This is a genomic window from Moraxella sp. CTOTU48841, from assembly GCF_032061225.1.
GTDB classification, from domain to species: domain Bacteria; phylum Pseudomonadota; class Gammaproteobacteria; order Pseudomonadales; family Moraxellaceae; genus Faucicola; species Faucicola cinerea.
In genome coordinates this window covers 83,423-101,005 of the sequence record NZ_DAMBFQ010000004.1, presented here as the reverse complement: position 1 = coordinate 101,005, position 17,583 = coordinate 83,423, and the positions used below count along the sequence as shown (strand labels likewise).

15 protein-coding genes are annotated in these 17,583 nt (G+C 44.1%); 14 read left to right on the top strand and 1 reads right to left on the bottom strand.

Translation table 11 applies throughout. The features are described 5' to 3' along the window. Positions 1–60 precede the first annotated feature (60 nt). The 6 genes from nadC to gshB all read left to right on the top strand — a co-directional run bounded on the left by nadC (position 61) and on the right by gshB (position 5,399). Entirely contained in the window at positions 61–954 is an 894-nt protein-coding gene (nadC, locus tag RT034_RS06080; RefSeq protein ID WP_313015013.1) for a carboxylating nicotinate-nucleotide diphosphorylase, read from the top strand. Positions 955–1,020: 66 nt separating this feature from the next. Then, positions 1,021–1,932, top strand: a complete 912-nt coding sequence (locus RT034_RS06075) for an NAD-dependent epimerase/dehydratase family protein (protein WP_313015011.1) — start codon at positions 1,021–1,023, stop codon at positions 1,930–1,932. 70 nt (positions 1,933–2,002) lie between these two features. Further along, a complete protein-coding gene (locus tag RT034_RS06070; protein WP_313015009.1) occupies positions 2,003–2,938 on the top strand; it encodes a hypothetical protein in 936 nt (311 codons plus the stop codon). Positions 2,939–2,974: 36 nt separating this feature from the next. After that, complete coding sequence (gene pyrE / locus RT034_RS06065) at positions 2,975–3,697, top strand: orotate phosphoribosyltransferase (protein WP_409566322.1); 723 nt, start codon at positions 2,975–2,977, stop codon at positions 3,695–3,697. Positions 3,698–3,824: 127 nt separating this feature from the next. After that, positions 3,825–4,406: a toxin-antitoxin system YwqK family antitoxin gene (locus RT034_RS06060; protein ID WP_313015006.1), complete on the top strand. Its 582-nt coding sequence runs from the start codon at positions 3,825–3,827 to the stop codon at positions 4,404–4,406. A gap of 42 nt (positions 4,407–4,448) precedes the next feature. Continuing rightward, positions 4,449–5,399 (top strand): glutathione synthase, encoded by a 951-nt coding sequence (gshB, locus tag RT034_RS06055; RefSeq protein ID WP_313015001.1) that lies wholly within the window; start codon positions 4,449–4,451, stop codon positions 5,397–5,399. A gap of 49 nt (positions 5,400–5,448) precedes the next feature. Here gshB and RT034_RS06050 read toward each other — a convergent pair whose 3' ends face one another. Then, on the bottom strand, positions 5,449–6,183 hold the full coding sequence (locus tag RT034_RS06050; RefSeq protein ID WP_313014998.1) for a DUF72 domain-containing protein: 735 nt from the start codon (positions 6,181–6,183) through the stop codon (positions 5,449–5,451). Between the two features lie 220 nt (positions 6,184–6,403). Between RT034_RS06050 and RT034_RS06045 the strand changes: the two genes are divergently transcribed. The 8 genes from RT034_RS06045 to lpxC all read left to right on the top strand — a co-directional run bounded on the left by RT034_RS06045 (position 6,404) and on the right by lpxC (position 17,486). After that, complete coding sequence (locus tag RT034_RS06045) at positions 6,404–8,632, top strand: PhoX family protein (protein WP_313014996.1); 2,229 nt, start codon at positions 6,404–6,406, stop codon at positions 8,630–8,632. A gap of 205 nt (positions 8,633–8,837) precedes the next feature. Next, positions 8,838–9,956 carry an undecaprenyldiphospho-muramoylpentapeptide beta-N-acetylglucosaminyltransferase gene (murG, locus tag RT034_RS06040; RefSeq protein ID WP_313014991.1) on the top strand — a complete coding sequence of 373 codons (1,119 nt, stop codon included), beginning with the start codon at positions 8,838–8,840 and terminating at the stop codon, positions 9,954–9,956. 148 nt (positions 9,957–10,104) lie between these two features. Beyond that, the gene (gene murC / locus RT034_RS06035) at positions 10,105–11,514 is read left to right on the top strand and encodes a UDP-N-acetylmuramate--L-alanine ligase (protein ID WP_313015304.1); all 1,410 of its coding nucleotides are present in this window, start codon (positions 10,105–10,107) and stop codon (positions 11,512–11,514) included. 231 nt (positions 11,515–11,745) lie between these two features. Next, on the top strand, positions 11,746–12,669 hold the full coding sequence (locus RT034_RS06030) for a D-alanine--D-alanine ligase (RefSeq protein ID WP_313014986.1): 924 nt from the start codon (positions 11,746–11,748) through the stop codon (positions 12,667–12,669). 197 nt (positions 12,670–12,866) lie between these two features. Further along, complete coding sequence (locus RT034_RS06025; protein WP_313014981.1) at positions 12,867–13,745, top strand: cell division protein FtsQ/DivIB; 879 nt, start codon at positions 12,867–12,869, stop codon at positions 13,743–13,745. A 25-nt stretch (positions 13,746–13,770) separates the two neighbouring features. Further along, a complete protein-coding gene (ftsA, locus tag RT034_RS06020) occupies positions 13,771–15,051 on the top strand; it encodes a cell division protein FtsA (RefSeq protein ID WP_313014975.1) in 1,281 nt (426 codons plus the stop codon). A 149-nt stretch (positions 15,052–15,200) separates the two neighbouring features. Next, complete coding sequence (gene ftsZ, locus RT034_RS06015) at positions 15,201–16,412, top strand: cell division protein FtsZ (RefSeq protein WP_135888536.1); 1,212 nt, start codon at positions 15,201–15,203, stop codon at positions 16,410–16,412. Positions 16,413–16,607: 195 nt separating this feature from the next. Further along, positions 16,608–17,486 (top strand): UDP-3-O-acyl-N-acetylglucosamine deacetylase, encoded by an 879-nt coding sequence (lpxC, locus tag RT034_RS06010; RefSeq protein WP_313015300.1) that lies wholly within the window; start codon positions 16,608–16,610, stop codon positions 17,484–17,486. The last annotated feature ends 97 nt before the right edge of the window (positions 17,487–17,583 follow it).

The window sequence follows — 17,583 nt, the reverse complement described above, 5'->3', positions numbered from 1 at the left end:
GATAATACAATCAAACATACTTCATAGAAAATGCCCCATCGAAAATAAGGGATTATTTGCATGTCTGCTGCTAGCCAAACCATTAGTGACACTTCGACCACCACGCCCCAAATCAACTCACTACTCCGTATTGAAATCGCCAAACAAGTCTCACTTGCGCTGCAAGAAGACATCGCGACCGGGGATATTAATGCCCAGTTAATACCAGACACACAGCGCGATACGGCAACCATTATTTGTCGTGAACCGATGGTGGTCGCGGGTAAGGCATGGGTGGATGAAGTATTTCGCCAGCTTGACCCCAACATGCAGCTTGATTGGGCAGTCAAAGATGGTGATGCTGTGGCAGCCAATCAAGTTTTGGTGACGCTCATCGGTAACACCCGGGCGCTGTTGACTGGTGAACGTACCGCGCTCAATTTTTTACAGACCTTATCATCCACTGCCACTGTGGTTGCCAACCATGTGGCGGTCATCGCGGACCTGCCGACCAAATTGTTAGACACGCGTAAAACCCTCCCAATGCTGCGCCATGCGCAAAAATACGCCATGTTATGTGGCGGCGGCAATAATCATCGTATCGGGCTATACGATGCCTTTTTGATAAAAGAAAACCATATCATGGCGTGTGGCGGTATCGCCCAAGCAGTCAGTCAGGCGCGTCAGATTGCCAATAAGCCAGTGGAAGTTGAAGTAGAAAATTTTGATGAGCTGCATCAAGCCATCGCTGCCAATGCCGATATCGTGATGCTCGATAATTTTACCATTGAAGATACCCAAAAAGCGGTCGAGCTGGTTGCTAGTCTTGGCAAGCCTTGCCATCTTGAAGCTTCAGGTGATATTAGCCTTACCAATCTACGCCAAGTGGCAGAAACCGGGGTGGATTTCATCTCAATGGGTGCATTGACGAAGCACATCAAAGCCATTGATTTGTCAATGCGTTTTCAGCAGTAAATCGGTTAAAAATACATCGATTAAAAATAGTCAGCTTTTTTAATGCCATTCGCGATAGGTCATAGCATGATGCAAACCATTTTAATGATTGGACTGGGCAAAATTGGTTTACCAGTTGCTAAGCAATTAGCGGCGCAGGGGCATTGCGTGATTGGTGTCAGCCGCTCCACGCCTACAGATTTGGCTTCCTGCAGCCCCGTGACAACCAAGCTGCCACCCGATAATGACCATGTATATCAGGAAAATCTACATTTTGTTGCCAGTGATGCGCGCACGTTAGCTATTGCGCAGCTAAGTCAATGGTCAAGCCAAATCAGCCAAATCTGTATCATTGTCAGTCCAGATACCTTGTCGCTACAAGGTTACCGTGACAGTTATTATGCGATTGCCGAGCATGTGGTGCGATTGGGTGACCATCTGCCAAACCTTAAGCGTGTGGTATTTATTTCTTCGACAGGCGTTTACGGACAAAACGCGGGCGAAATCATTGATATCAATACGCCTGTGTTCGCGCCAGCGAGTGCAACGTCTCAAGTGATTTTGCAGACTGAGCAGTTGTTGCAGCAGCACTTTGAAGATAAAAGCGTCATCATTCGCCCAAGTGGGATTTATGGGCAGTCACGGCTGCGTTTACTGACCATGGCAAAACAGTTAGCAGCGCAGTCGCCAAATACGGCTAGCGATTATCCTAGTAACACATGGACTAATCGTATTATCGATACAGACTTGGTGAGCATCATTGTCACTGTCATCAATGCAGGTCAGACCGTGCCAGTTTATTTGGCGACAGATAACGCGCCAGTCCCGCTCTATACTGTGCTAAACTATTTAGCGACTGCACAGGGCTTGAACTTATCGCTGCCCTGTATGGAGCCAACAAAGGGCAAACGCATTATCAATAACTTGCCAGCTAGTTGGCTCAACTACCCAGATTGGCAGTCAGGCTATCAGCATATTTTGTCGACTTTAAGCGATTAGTGATGGGTGGTGGGTTTCAACAAAAATTTTTCAGCATTTACCTATTAGTGATTTTATAGCCGTGTATGCCATGACTTATTCCAACACCGAGCGCCAAGCCGCAAAAAACCAAGTGGTTAAAGACAGAGGCCAGCTACGCCATCCCAATGTGATGACAGAGGCAGAAAGATTGGCTTTGCCCGATCCTTGTCGCCCGATTGATAAGCGCGTCATACCTGCGCGTCATACCATTGACGTCTATATGCAAAAACCGCTTTCATCGTCAGTGGCGAATACCAACAACAACATCACCGCTAGTGTAAAAGACGTTGCCAAGCCCTATCCAATGAGGGATAACACAACAAAAACCCTTAAAAAAAATCCGCAAAGTCATCAATCTGACATGCTAGAGCAGTTACTGTCTGAGCAAAGCATTGAGATGCGGCACTTTATCCAGCAGCAGCAACAGCAGGCCAATAGCAGCCAAAGCAAACACCCGTCATTGCATTTACCGCTATCTTTGTTGCCACGGCTCGTCAATGACAGCAGTATTTCACTGATGAAAGAGGTGATGGGTCAATACCCACATTTAGCAAGTATGAGTACGCTTACCACATCCTTGTCACAGCAGACATTGCAAAATTCCTGCGCACATCAAGCCAACGATGCCCCCAGCACACAGTCTGACGCCACCTATAACCAAGCGCTACTCAATATCGAAACCAAACTGTATCTAATGGGACAAATGTACCATATTATGCTTTGTGTGTTTTTGCTATGCCAATGCAAATCACGCAAATCACTCAACCCCCAAATCACCTTGCAAGACTTGGCTGATGCTATCAATCAATACATCGAGGCGCATCGCACCCAATTGCATTTTTTGACTCGGCATAACGATTTATATATCGAGCCGACGCATGTTGAGCTCGCTGCCCTTGCCATGGATTGGCAAGTGGGTAAGCAAACAGCCATCAGTAAACGTACTGTCACCATTAGCTCGCAAAACCCAATCACAGGCGGCTAACGGTATTTTTTAACTTGTTCTTTTTTGGAGTCGCGTATGTCCCAATCATTTCAAACCCAATTATCTCAAGCCCAGTCCTCTCAAAACCAAACCGCTCACGCACTGCAGTTTATTCCTCAGCATTTTATTGAAGTGGCACTCAAAAACAATGTATTAAAATTTGGCGAATTTACCCTAAAATCAGGTCGTATAAGCCCGTATTTTTTTAATGCAGGTTTGCTATCAACAGGTGAGCTATTGTCGGTGTTGGCAAATGGGTATGCTGATGCCCTTGCCAAGCAGCTACAATCTACCGAAAGTAGCGATTTGGTGATTTTTGGGGCGGCATATAAAGGTATTCCGTTTGTGGCGGCGACCGCGCAAGCACTGTGGAACAATCACCAAATCAATGCCGATTGGGGCTATAACCGCAAAGAAGCCAAAGACCACGGGGAAGGCGGTATGCTGGTTGGCGCCGATCTCAAAGGCAAATCGGTTTGGGTGATTGATGATGTGATGACCGCAGGTACGGCGATGCGTGAAGTCGTGGCACTCCTAGAAAAATCAGAGGCCAAAGTCGCGGGGATTATCGTTGCGCTGGATCGTAAAGAAAAAGGTCAAAGCGAACAATCTGCCATTCAAGAATTGGCGCAAAGCCTCAATGTACCGGTACTTGCCTTGGTCACGATGGATGACATTACTGAGTATGTCGCCAAAAATGGCACGCAGGAGGAACTTGCCAAAATGCAAGCTTACCGCGAGCAATACGGCGTTCAGTAAGCGGTTGCCATCATCGTGGGTGATGATGATTTCACAAGATAGTTTTTTACATCATGTTATATAAACGTCATCACCCAACCCCGCTAATCATAGATTGTTTTTAAATTAACCATTGAAGAGGACGGCTATGTTGACAAAAGCCTTGCCCACCACACTAACAACGGCGTACCTTTTACGTGTCGGCACTGGACTCATCTTATCGGCAATATTATTTGCGCTTGCGGGTTGCAGTAGTATCAATGAACTCATGGCAGAGGGTAGCAAACCGCCTGCGATTGTCAGTGTGGCAACTGACCAACAGCCGTTTTATGATGCTTTAAATAGCCTTATCTTGCCGCCAAAATCGCCGCAAGCTGCGCCACAAGGCATTGCCGATGGTCCTTATAATGGCGTGATGCCAGAAGGCGAGCAATTTACCACCTTTGTGAAGAACGGTTACTTCGATGAATTTTTGGTGGTGTACTACCCAAACTTTGTGACCCAGCTTCGCACCGACTTGGTTAACGGTTTATATCATGGTTGGGTGACCTATCGATTGTCCGATAGCCGTATCAAACAAAAAGTGTTGTTCCGTCAGGGTGTGGTACAAGAAGCGATTGTTTACAGCCAAGCCGGAAATCCTGAATACCATTTTTGGTTTACCAATGAACAACCGACCAGCGGTATGCGCTATGATAATAATGGCAACGCGGTTGAATCGATGTTTTAATAGCAAAACGAATAATTAATAAAAATTGAACAAGGATCATAAATGAAACCACTGAATTTTCTGATCGTCATGGACGATATCCACACCATCAACTACAAAAAAGACACCACGCTCGCGATGCTATGGGCGATTGCAGATCGTGGTCATACAGCGCATTATTGCCAAATTCACGATTTGTGGCTCGATAATGGCGCATTGCAAATTGATAGCCAGTCGCTCAAAACGTTTAAAGACCCTGCACATTTTTATGAGCTTGGTGAAAAAACCACGCAGCCTGCTAGCGAATTTGACGTCATCTTGATGCGTAAAGACCCGCCGTTTGATATGCAGTTTTTGTATAGCCTGTACTTGCTAGAATATGCTCAGCGAGCAGGCGTATTGGTGGTCAACAATCCAGAAAGCGTACGTGACTGTAACGAAAAATTGTTTGCGACGCAATTTCCTGAGCTAATGACACCGACGATTGTCACCAACAAACAAACGCATATCCGTGATTTTATCAAAACCCACCAAGATGTCATCGTCAAACCGCTTGATGGTATGGGGGGAATGGGTATTTTTCGTCTGACTGCCGATAGCCCTAATATTGGTTCAACCCTTGAGATGCTAACCCAGCTTGAAAGCTTGCCTGTGATGGCGCAAAAATACTTGCCTGAAATCAAGGACGGCGATAAACGCATTTTAATTGTCGGTGGCAAGCCCGTGGATTATTGCTTGGCGCGTATCCCAAGCCAAGGTGAAACGCGCGGTAATCTAGCCGCAGGTGGTCGTGGGGTTGCCATGCCACTGTCAGAGCAAGAGCGCCAAGTTGCCGAACAAGTGGCGCCTGTGCTACTGCAAAAAGGCTTGTACTTTGTCGGACTTGATGTGATTGGTGGCAAAGTGACAGAGATTAACGTGACTAGCCCCACCTGCGTGCGTGAGATTGACGACCAATGCGGCACGCATATCGCAGAGGATTTTATTGCGTTTATTGAAGGTCAAATCATTTAAAACGTTGAATAAAAAGGATTAAAGAGCTTAGTTTTAATCCTTTTTTAACTCAGTTATTTAACAGTTTATTCAAAAACAACGCATTTTTTATCCCTGCGATACCAAAGGTATTGTTAAAAAACACATACCTTTGCCCATTAAAATTTTTTAATTCTTCCGCCAAAGCCGTTAATTCTGCTTCACTATACTCAGATTTAAACATCACGGGTACGCCATGTAGTCGATAATAAAGTCTGTCATCCTGATTGATGATGACATCATTTGGGATTGGATTATCCGCACTTTTGAGCAGAATGGATACCCCCGCCATCACAATATTGGCTTCTTTAAGTGCGATTATAACCTCATCACACCACCAGCTTACATGGCGAAATTCAACTACATTGATAAATCTGCTGTCGATAGTAGCAACTACCTTTTGCAGATTTTCGTCAGTATATTTGAACGAGGGCGGCAGCTGAAACAACAAGCCCGCCAATTTATCCTGCAATCCTGCATAAATATGCTCGCAAAACTCAACCGTCATATCGTGGGTATCAACCAGTTTTTGCAGATGGGTGATGGTTTTTGGCATCTTAATAAAGAATTTGAAGGTAGTAGGGGTGGCGTTGTACCAGTTTTGTAAGGTCTTTTGGGTCGGTTTGCGATAAAACGTGGAATTGATTTCGACTGCGTTTAAGTGCTGCGCGTAATAGCTTAAATACGCTTTAGTGGCTAATGCTTCTGGATAAAAAAAGCCTTGCCATAGTCGCTCAGAAAATCCTGAACAGCCGATATAGTTCATGAGGTTTTCTCTATTATTTTTATCAGATAGCTAAGTCGCTAAAACCCTGTAATTCGTATGGCAAACTGTATTAATTATAAAGGATTTAATCAACCTGTCATATAACGGTCAAGGATTTGTCACATCATCTTGCTACTCTTTTTCCATAATTTTATAAGTGTGTCTAACAGCTTACTAACTTATTTCATGAATTTATCAATTATTAGCCTGAGGTATCGCCATGACCCAATATAACCATTTTGACCATGACTTTGTAGAAGATTCTAACACATCAAATAACCCAGAATTTAGCCAAATTGTTGCCAAACGCATGAGCCGTCGTACCATGTTAAAAGGTGGTACAGGTCTGACTGCAGCAGCGTTTTTTGGTACATTGCCGCTCGTAGGCTGTGGTAGCGATAACGATAGTAATACAGGTTCAACGGGTAATGGTACAAGCCCTGCTATACCCGCTACTGGCGACATGAAACGTCCTACGCAGCTGAATTTTACTGCTGTGGCTCATTATACTGGTAACGATATGATGGTTGCTGACGGCTACAATGCTGAGGCTATCTTACACGTTGGTACACCTTTTATGAGCGGTATCGAAGATTGGAAGGATAACCGTGAACAAACTGGTGAATCTTTCCAATATCGTATGGGTGATAATCATGATGGTATGTGGTTCTTTGGTAAAAACGGCGAAAAGTATGATCCAAAATCGTCAAACAATGCTTTATTAGTCATGAATCATGAATATACCAATGAGACTATTAACCCTGCGGGTACTTTTTCTACACCAAATCCAGATACCACTGCGCCAGCTATTTTCAAAAATATCCGTAAGGCAACTGATGTACGTCGTGAGTGCTATGCCCATGGTGTGAGTGTTGTTGAGATGAAGCGTCGCGCCAATGGTGTCGGCTATGAAATGGTTAAAGATTCAAAATTTAATAAACGCTATACCAGTGCCTCAGAAGTTAAATTGTCAGGTCCAGCCGCTGGTTCAGATTTGTTGAAAACCAAATATGATCCAACAGGTACAAAAACCCGCGGTATCAACAACCAATGTGGTGCAGGTCTTTCACCTTGGGGTACTTACTTAACCACCGAAGAAAACTTCTTAAACGTCTTTGCCCGTGGTGCAGACAAAGCCATTATTAGTGCGAAAGAAGATACTTCTCGTGTGCGTTATGGTTTACCAGAAAATGGTTTGGGCGGTGGTTACTTATGGCATACACCATCTAAAGTTGATGAAAAATTTACAGATGAATTTGCACGTTGGAACAGTGCAGCCACGGGTGGAAACGCGCTAGAAGACTATCGAAACGCATTTAACACCTTTGGTTATATCGTTGAAATTGATCCATTTAATCAGTCAGCAATGGCAGTTAAACGCACGGCGCTAGGTCGTTTTGCGCATGAAAACTGTGCCTATGCACCTGTCGTTGAAGGCAAACCAGTTGTGATGTATATGGGTGACGATGCGCGTGGCGAATATATCTATAAATTTGTCTCAGACGCAAAATGGTCAAACGCTGATATCGGTGGTGGTCTAAAAGCAGGTGATAAATACTTAGACAAAGGTACTTTGTACGTTGCAGTATTTAAAGATGATGGTACAGGTGAATGGAAAGCGCTAACGCACGGTCAAGGTGCATTAACCAATGCGAATGCAAAATATGCCTTTGCTGACCAAGCCGATGTTTTAATCAATGCGCGCTTAGCGGGTGATGCATTGGGTGCAACCAAAATGGACCGTCCAGAATGGGTATCAGTAAGCCCAGTAACGGGCGAAGTTTATGTTACTTTAACTAATAACAAATATCGTGGCACCAATATTGCTCCAAAAGATTTAGACAAAGGTTTATCTCAACCGATTGATGCAGCGAATCCACGCAGTTATAATGCTAAAGGAAATAACAACGGTCACATTATCCGTTGGGCAGAAAAAAATAACGACCACACAGCTACCAGCTTTAACTGGGATATCTACCTATTTGCAGCGCCAAATGATTTAACCGCAGAGAACCTATCAAGCTTAAATGCCAATAACGATTTGTCTTCTCCAGACGGACTATACTTTGACCCACGTGGTGTTTTATGGATTCAAACCGATGATGGTGCTTACACCAGCAAAACCAACTGTATGTTACTAGCAGCGTTGCCTGGTAAAGTCAATGATGGTAAAGAAGTGACCACATCTGCAGGTATTAAAACTCGCGTTGGTATGCAAGCCAATGACCAAAACATCAAACGTTTCTTTGTGGGTCCAAAAGGTTGTGAAGTGACGGGTATCACCTTAACCCCAGACTTTAAAACCTTATTTATCAATATCCAACATCCAGGCGAAGATCAACCAGGGGTCACATGGGGCGCGATTTCTGGTGGTACTACACCGCGTTCAGCGACGGTGATGATTACCAAAAAAGACGGCGGTGTGATTTTAGGTGAGTCATTAAAATAAGTTAAACTTTCACTAAAGTTATCAAAAACCCTTGAACAGTGATTCAAGGGTTTTTTTATTAAATAACCTTTTATCTTTTAAAGGTATAAAAAAAATGCTATGATTTTGCCATTTTTATGGTGATTGTTTTTCCCGATAAACGGTCAGTCATGCGGGGTTTTTTAATCCCCACCTCACCTAGATTGGATTGGTCAAGGATAATAAGATGAGTGAGCCAACGATGCAAAAACCGCGCGTGCTGATGATGGCAGCAGGCACGGGTGGGCATGTGTTTCCAGCGATTGCGGTGGCTCAAGCGTTACAACAATCAGGTGCCCAAGTGCATTGGCTCGGCACCCTAGTCGGTATGGAAAATGAGTTGCTACAACATTACGACTTTACCTACCATGCCATCAATATGCAGGGGTTACGCGGTAACGGTATCAAACGCTTATTTAAAGCCCCGTCAACCTTACTCAAAGCAACATTAGCGGCTATCAAAATCATCAAAACCAATAAAATCGACATCGTGGTAGGGTTTGGGGGTTATGTGACCGCACCCGGCGGATTGGCCGCCAAATTTTGTAAAATACCAATTTTAATTCATGAACAAAATGCCATCGCAGGCATGAGTAATAATTATCTATCTAAGCTTGCTAATCAAGTGTTAGAAGCCTTTCCAAATACCTTCACCGAACTACCTTCTAATAAAGTAATGACAGTTGGCAACCCTGTACGTGAGGCTATCGTACAAGTACCGCCACCAAAAGCCCGTATCGATGTCAATGATACCAGTCCTTTAAAGCTATTGGTCATTGGCGGTTCTCTGGGTGCTCAGGCATTAAATAATCATATCGCGCCCACGCTAAAAAAATTAGAAAGTATGCCAGATGCCAAGTCATGGCAAGTGCGGCATCAATGTGGTAAAAACAACCAAGAGGCTACCCAAGCGGTATATAGCGAAGCACAGCTCCAATCAACCCAGTATGAGATTTTGCCATTTGTCAAAGATATGGCAGAAGCATATAGCTGGGCAGATGTGATTGTCTGCCGTGCTGGGGCGCTCACGGTCACAGAAGTTGCCACGGTTGGATTGCCTGCGGTGTTTGTGCCGCTGCCCCATGCAGTCGATGATCACCAAACGGCCAATGCCAAAACCCTATCAGAACATGGCGCCGCGTTTTTAATGCCGCAAAAAGCATTAACGGCAGAGAGTTTAAGTGCGATTTTAGCCAAGCTCGACCGTCATCAAATTTTAGCGATGGCAGAAAAAGCGCGTGAATTTGCCAAACCCAATGCCACACAGCTGGCTGCCGATGCCATTTTATCCCAGTTAAAACCTTAATTATTTTTTACAATTTATAAGTCATTTATCATTGAGCCTGTCTATGTCAAAATCAGCCAAAACTGCCACTGCCCAATCCACTGAAAAACCTGAAAAAACCAACCGTGTCACCAAAAAAATTGCCAAGCGCGTGGTCGAAATCCCAGAGATGCGCCGTATACGCCACGTGCATTTTGTCGGTATTGGTGGGGCAGGGATGTGCGGTATTGCCGAAGTCGTCCATAATCATGGTTATATGGTTAGCGGTTCGGACATCAAACAAAGCCCAGTGACCGACCGTTTGACCCAAATGGGCATTCAAGTGTTTATCGGGCATGATTCCAAAAATATCAGTGAAGCCGATGTGGTCGTGGTGTCATCAGCCATTGATCATACCAATCCAGAAATCCAAGCTGCCTTGTCAGGACGTATTCCTGTGGTACGCCGCGCCGATATGTTAGGTGAGCTGATGCGTTACCGTCATGGTATTGCAGTAGCGGGTGCGCATGGCAAAACTACCACCACTAGCCTGCTTACCATGATTTTAACCGAAGCGGGTTTGGATCCTACTTATGTGATTGGTGGCAAACTTAACGCGTCAGGCAAAAACGCGTCATTAGGTCAAAGCCGTTATTTGGTGGCGGAAGCGGATGAGTCAGATGCGTCGTTTTTATCGCTGCGTCCGATGGCAGCGATTGTCACCAATATTGACCAAGACCATATGGAAACCTATGGCGGCAGTTTTGACAAACTAAAAGCCGCGTATGTGCAGTTTTTACAAAATATGCCGTTTTATGGGTTAGCAGTATTGTGCGGTGATGACAAAGAGTTGTACGGACTGATTGATAAAATCGCGCGCCCTGTGTTGACTTATGGGTTAGAAAAACATAACGATGTGCAAGCCATTGATGTGGTGGCAGATGGCACCAAAACCCATTTTACTGTACTGCGTAAAGACCGTGAGCCACTGCCGATTACTTTGAACATTCCCGGTATTCATAATGTCTATAACGCGTTAGCGGCTATCACCATCTCCACCGATGAAGGTGTCAGTGATGAAGCCATTTGTCAAGCAGTCAAAAAATTTGCCGGCGTGGGCAGACGTTTTGAAAACAATGGTAACTACCCTGTCAAAGATGGCGCAGGCGATGTGCTATTGATTGACGACTATGGTCACCACCCAACCGAAGTGGCAATGACCATCAAAGCGGCTCGCCAAAGCTATCCCGATCGCCGCTTGGTGATGATTTTCCAGCCTCACCGTTTTACCCGTACCCGTGATTGCTTCGATGATTTTGTGGACGTATTGTCACAAGTCGATGTGTTGATGCTACTCGATGTGTATAGCGCAGGTGAAGCCGTGATTGAAGGCGCGGACAGTCGCAGTCTTGCCCGTACCATCCGCACCCGCGGACAAGTTGAGCCAATTATGCTGAATATCAATGACATGGATCAAATCCGTCAGGTGTTAGGTAGTATGTTAAAAGGCAATGATTTGCTGATTACCCAAGGGGCGGGTAATGTGGGGCAACTCTGTCTGGATTTGGCAAAAAACAATTTATTTCTAAATGAAAAATAACGGCTTGATTGAACAACCGCTTGATTGAAAAACCGATTGGTTAAAAAACCAGGCGGTAAGCGGTTATGAAACTTAAGGTATTGAAAAGCTGTTGTAGCTTGCCCATGCTGCCAGCAGGCGATTATTTTATGGGTGAAAAAAATTGCCAAGTCATAGCCAAGCGATAGTTTAAAAAATTTGTGTGAAATAATTATAGCAATAAATTCGGTTAACAAAAGATTAGGAATCAATATGTCAGAGCTTATCGATGTCAAACAATTTGGTAAAGTAGCGGTTGTCTGTGGCGGCTGGAGTGCCGAGCGTGAAGTGTCGCTAACTAGCGGTAAAGCTGTGCTTGATGCGCTACTCGCTAAAGGCGTGGACGCCCATCACTTTGACCCCAAAGAAACAGATATCTCAAAACTGCGCGACTATGACCGCGTATTTAATGTGCTGCATGGCACTTTTGGCGAAGATGGTAGCCTACAAGGGGTGCTAGACGGTTTTAATATTCCGTATACGGGTTGTGGTGTGTTAGCCTCTGCAATTGCCATGGATAAGTTTCGCAACCGGCTAGTTTGGCAAGCGTTAGATTTACCAAACGTACCTTACGTCGTGCTTGATGACAATACCGATTTTACCGCTATCGAACAGCAGCTAGGTTTACCACTGTTTGTCAAACCCGCCGCCGAAGGCAGTAGTGTCGGCGTCTTTAAAATTAAAGAAGCGGGCGAGCTTGCCAAGACCTACCCACAGCTCAAACAATACCACGGCGCTATTTTGGCAGAAAAAGCCATCACAGGCGGTGAGTATGCTTGCTCAATCCTCGGTGATGAGGTATTGCCCAGTATTCGTATCATCCCTACGACCGAATTTTATGACTACGAAGCCAAATACAATCGTGATGATACCGTCTACCAATGCCCATCAGATTTGAGCGAGGCGCAAGAACAAACCATACAACAAATCGCAAGAAAAGCGTTTGCCGCCATTGGGGGCAAAGGTTGGTCACGCGTGGATTTTTTAAGAGATGACGAAGGCACGCTATATCTGCTTGAACTCAATACGGTGCCAGGTATGACCAGTCATAGTCTGGTGCCGATGGCAGCAAAAGCGCGTGGCATGGATTTTGCGACGCTATGCGTGCGTATCTTAGAACAAACGTTGAGCGAATAAGTCGTTTTCGTTTATATTTGTTTACAAAAAAAGTACTTGAATTGTCTAGAAGCGTATTATCTATTTACCATTCATTTCATTGAATTTGCTATGATATGCTTCTAAGCATAAATCCTTGTAATATTTTTAGTTATTTTGATTTTTGTTGTTGAAATTTTAGTAATTAATAATTTTAGACCGAGTTATGATTGGTCAATATGGCAAATTCATTTGTGGCAACTGCTTCTCTAGATACTACGCTCCCTAATCGCTTTCATCAGCTGCTGCCAAAGTTGTTAATGCTTGGCGTTGTGCTATTGTTGCTGATATTAGCGGCTTTGGCGATTAATGTGTTCAATAAATTACCCAATGCGGCGATTAGTTTGCAGCATAAAGGGTTAAATACCCAGCAAACCCTGCAGCTTCAGCAATTATTGGGCGAAAAAGCCGACACAAATTTACTCAAGGCTGATTTGCAAAGCTATCTAGCAAAACTTGAGACGGTAGATTGGGTAGGGCAAGCCGATGTGCGCCGTGATTGGCAACAAGGTATTGTGGTCAATGTAGTACCGCGCCAAGCCGTTGCCAAGTTTGGTAGTGAACGTTTAGTCGATGCCAATGGTACGGTATTTAAGCCCGCCGATAGCAATGACTTAAATAACGCCAGCTTGATGCAGCTACAAGGCGATAGCCAAAATGCCGTTGTCATGATGCAGCAAATCAAGCAAGTTAGTGATTGGTTTATGCCACTGGGTATGAAAATTGAAGAAGTCATCGTAACGCCCAGAATGGCATGGTTATTTCGCTTTGATAACGGACTTCGGGTACTGGTTGATAATGACAATACGTCAGAAAAACTGTATCGACTGAGCATCATGTTACAAAATCAGCTTAAACCACAGCTTAAAACGCTGCAAACGGTGGATCTACGCTATAAAAATGGCATGGCAATTACCAAACGACCTGTAATACAGCAAGCCAGTGATACAACTGCCATCAATGCCAAATCCACTGATACTAAACCGGTGACCGAGGCCAACTCAACAACCGATTCGAAAACCAAAGCCTTAAAAACTCCAGCCAACCCCAGCCATTAGGTGAAACATAATTTTGTAGTGTTCTATGAAAAAGCCAGATTTGATTGTCGTCGTCCACCTAAGTGCTACTGCTATTCATACTGTGATTGGTCAAATCCACAGTGCGCAAGATATTCGTATTATCGGTTTATCTACCGTCAAAAACCATGATTTCGCCCAAGGTACTATTCGCCACCGCGAACGTCTAAAATCTGCCATCAAACAATCTATTCAAAACGCTGAAGACATGGCAAATTGCCGTGTGAACAGTGTTTGGCTGAGCTTTTCTACCCCAGATTTGCAAAGCGTCAATAGCGTGGGTGAAGTCAAAATCAAACATGACATCGTACAAGCCAAAGACGTGGTCGCCGCGCTAACCCAAGCCAAAACCAAACATCTTACAGATGATTTGTATTTGATGCATTATGCCCAGCAAGGTATTGCTTTAGATGGCAACGCTGAGATGATTGATGATGCGATTGGCATGCAAGCGAGTGACTTGATGGTGCTCTATCATCTGATGATGATGCCCGTCAAAGGTCGCCAAAATTTGCAGCAACTGCTGCAAGAATGTGATGTTAGTATTGACCAAATGCTATTTGATGCGGTATCTACCGCCGAATACGGCTTATTGCCTGAAGAAAAATACCATGGCGTATGTCTAATTGATATTGGGGCATCGACCACCAGTGTCTGCGTTTACCGTGAAGATAAGCTGATTTATACCCATTGTTTTGCCGAAGGCGGACATCACGCAACGCTGGATATCTCTATGTTGCTAGACGTCACCATTGCTGAAGCGGAAAATATGAAAAAATCCCAAGCCAATGTCGATCGTCATGGGATTGACTCAAGCCAATTTTTTACCATCAAGCGCTCACAGCATGACGATGAAAAAACCATTAATATGCTTGAGCTACTTGAAGTCACTGAAGCTCGCTATATCAGTATTTTAGGCAATATTAAAAAAGAGCTGGATAAAGAAGGGCTGAGTGAGTTTTTACAACAAGGCTATGTGATCACGGGCGGTGGTGCTGAAATGCGCGGATTATTGCCATTGGCCAAAAAAATCTTTGCCAATAAAGTCAACAAGGTCAATCAACACGCAGCGATTTCTGCCTATACCCAATACGGCGATGATGATAAGCTTCGCACCATTGCGACGATGATTGGTGAGCGTAAATACCAAACCGCGTTTGGCACACTGTTATATAGTCAAAGTGAGGCATTTCATCATAGCGAGAAAAGCTCACCCGACTCTTTGCAGGTTCAGCCCATGCGAGAAAAACTCAAAATTGTGAATAAATTTTTTGGTAAATTTTTCTAAAAAAGAGATGTTTAGTATTTTAAGAGTGCTCATGTTATGATTGACTCTAAAATCCACTAATTGTGTAATGATTTAATTGATATTTAATTTAATATGTTTGCTATTTATGCTGCTCAAGCCTACTTGACAGTATACGGAGATTTTCAATTATGGAAGCGAAGTTTAGTATTGTACAAGATCACACGGATACATTTGCCGATTCAGCCCGTTTAACCGTCATCGGTGTCGGTGGTGGCGGCGGAAACGCGGTAGAAACCATGGTACAAAATGGTGTAAAAGGCATTACCTTTGTCTGTGCCAATACCGATAGACAAGCGCTTGACCGCCTGTCAGCGCCCAATAAAATTCAGCTCGGTATCAAAAATAACAACCGCGGCTTGGGGGCAGGTGCCAATCCAGAAGTGGGTCGTGAAGCAGCTGAGAGCGATGAAGAACAAATTCGCCAATTGTTAGAAAATTCTGACATGGTATTTATTACCGCGGGTATGGGCGGCGGTACAGGTACAGGCGCTGCGCCAGTCATCGCCAGACTTGCCAAAGAGTTGGGCGTCTTGACCGTTGCCGTGGTGACCATGCCATTTACTTTTGAAGGTGGCAGACGTAATAAAGTGGCTAGAGAAGGTATTGAGCAGCTTTCTAACTTTGTCGACTCCATCATCACTATCCCTAACGATAAATTGATGACAGTGTATGGCAAAATCTCTATGAAAGATGCCTTCAAAAAAGCCGATGAAGTGTTACTTCAAGCGGTGCAAGGTATCTCTAATATGATTTCAAAAGATGGTTTTATTAACATCGACTTTAACGATATTCGCACGGCAATGACCTCAAGGGGTCATGCGATGATGGGTATCGGTAAAGGCAGTGGGGAAGACCGCGCCGAAATCGCCGCTGAAAAAGCCATCAAAAGCCCATTACTTGACAACTTATTGCTTAAAAATGCCAAAGGTCTATTGGTCAACGTGGTGGCAAGTTCAGACTTCAATTTTGAAGAACAAGAGCGCATCACCCAAAAAGTGCATAGCTTGGTGGATATTGACGAAGCCAACATCTTCTACGGCGTGGTATTTGATGAAGACATGGGCGATGAAATCCAAGTGACAGTGGTGGCAACGGGTCTTACACTAGATAATACCCCAAAGCACCCAACTAGAGATTTTGTCTCAGATGCCTCTAGCACCCACAAAGTGGAAGCAGGCACGCATGAACCTGCGTATGCGGCGCGCCCACAGCCCATCCCTGCACCTCAGCCATCTGTACAGCAAGCTATCGAGCCTGCGCCAGCACAACCGCAATCCTCGCAGCCACAACGCACAGGCAACAGTATTCAAGACTATCTACGTCGCCAGCAAAATCGCTAAGATACCGTATGATTTTTTAAAAGCCTCACAGCTTAATCGGTGTGGGGTTTTTTTATCACTGTAGTCAATCATAAAGGTCGATAAAATCAATCAAGCATCACTATGATGTGGAAAGAGACAATGGTAGAATAGCAAAATGTAACAAATTATATCAACCTAGCTTTGGCTAAGGATGAATGCAATCTACTAGGGGGCATTATGCAGCAGCGTACTATTCAACAACCCATCGATCTTGAAGGCATCGGCTTACATAGCGGTAACCCTGTACAGCTGCGCTTTTCTCCTGCACCCGTTGACTATGGGATTCAATTTTTACGTAGCGATGTCCCACAGGCAAAACCCATTCCTGCTATCTATCATGCGGTAACCGATACCATGATGTCCTCAAATCTCACCAATGAGTTAGGTCAGCGCATTGGGACAGTCGAGCATTTGATGAGTGCAATCGCTGCGCTTCAAATTGATAATTTACAAATCGAAGTGTCCGCCCCTGAAATTCCAATTATGGATGGTAGTGCCATCGAATTTGTACAAGTATTGCAACAAGCGGGTATTGCTGAGCAAACGTCTGCCAAACGCTATATTCAGGTGTTGCAACCAATTGAGGTTCGCGTGGAGGATAAAGTCGCAGGATTTCGGCCCTACGATGGATTTTTATTAGATTTTCAAATTGACTTTAATCACCCTGCTTTTAATGCCTCACATCAAAAGTTTAAATTGGATTTTAATGAAGGCAATTTTATCGAGCATATTGCCAAAGCGCGCACATTCGGCTTTTTAAAAGATATTGAGTACCTAAAAAGCAATAACCTAGGGCTTGGGGGTAGTATGCAGAACGCCATTGTTTTAGATGATAGCGGCGTACTTAATCCTGAAGGGTTACGCTTTGACGATGAATTTGTGCGCCATAAAGTACTAGATGCGATTGGTGACTTATACCTTGCCGGTCACCAAATTTTGGGTGAATTTTACGCTTACAAGTCAGGTCATGCACTCAATAATAAATTATTACACGCTTTATTCAGTGATGAAACTAACTATAAAGTTGTAACAAAAAATGACAATGTTAACTAGATTTATTTAACTTTATTAATTTTATTGTGTATTTTTACTAATCAAAAAATTTTACATATGTCTTGATTAGTAACATTTTTTCATCAAGAAATTATCA

Coding starts and splice junctions, on each gene's coding strand:
- RT034_RS06070 (WP_313015009.1), top strand. CDS start 2,003: ATGACTTATTCCAACACCGAGCGCCAAGCCGCAAAAAACCAAGTGGTT.
- nadC (WP_313015013.1), top strand. CDS start 61: ATGTCTGCTGCTAGCCAAACCATTAGTGACACTTCGACCACCACGCCC.
- ftsA (WP_313014975.1), top strand. CDS start 13,771: ATGAAAAAGCCAGATTTGATTGTCGTCGTCCACCTAAGTGCTACTGCT.
- murC (WP_313015304.1), top strand. CDS start 10,105: ATGCGCCGTATACGCCACGTGCATTTTGTCGGTATTGGTGGGGCAGGG.
- gshB (WP_313015001.1), top strand. CDS start 4,449: ATGAAACCACTGAATTTTCTGATCGTCATGGACGATATCCACACCATC.
- RT034_RS06050 (WP_313014998.1), bottom strand. CDS start 6,183: ATGAACTATATCGGCTGTTCAGGATTTTCTGAGCGACTATGGCAAGGC.
- RT034_RS06075 (WP_313015011.1), top strand. CDS start 1,021: ATGATGCAAACCATTTTAATGATTGGACTGGGCAAAATTGGTTTACCA.
- RT034_RS06025 (WP_313014981.1), top strand. CDS start 12,867: ATGGCAAATTCATTTGTGGCAACTGCTTCTCTAGATACTACGCTCCCT.
- RT034_RS06060 (WP_313015006.1), top strand. CDS start 3,825: ATGTTGACAAAAGCCTTGCCCACCACACTAACAACGGCGTACCTTTTA.
- RT034_RS06030 (WP_313014986.1), top strand. CDS start 11,746: ATGTCAGAGCTTATCGATGTCAAACAATTTGGTAAAGTAGCGGTTGTC.
- RT034_RS06045 (WP_313014996.1), top strand. CDS start 6,404: ATGACCCAATATAACCATTTTGACCATGACTTTGTAGAAGATTCTAAC.
- murG (WP_313014991.1), top strand. CDS start 8,838: ATGAGTGAGCCAACGATGCAAAAACCGCGCGTGCTGATGATGGCAGCA.
- ftsZ (WP_135888536.1), top strand. CDS start 15,201: ATGGAAGCGAAGTTTAGTATTGTACAAGATCACACGGATACATTTGCC.
- pyrE (WP_409566322.1), top strand. CDS start 2,975: ATGTCCCAATCATTTCAAACCCAATTATCTCAAGCCCAGTCCTCTCAA.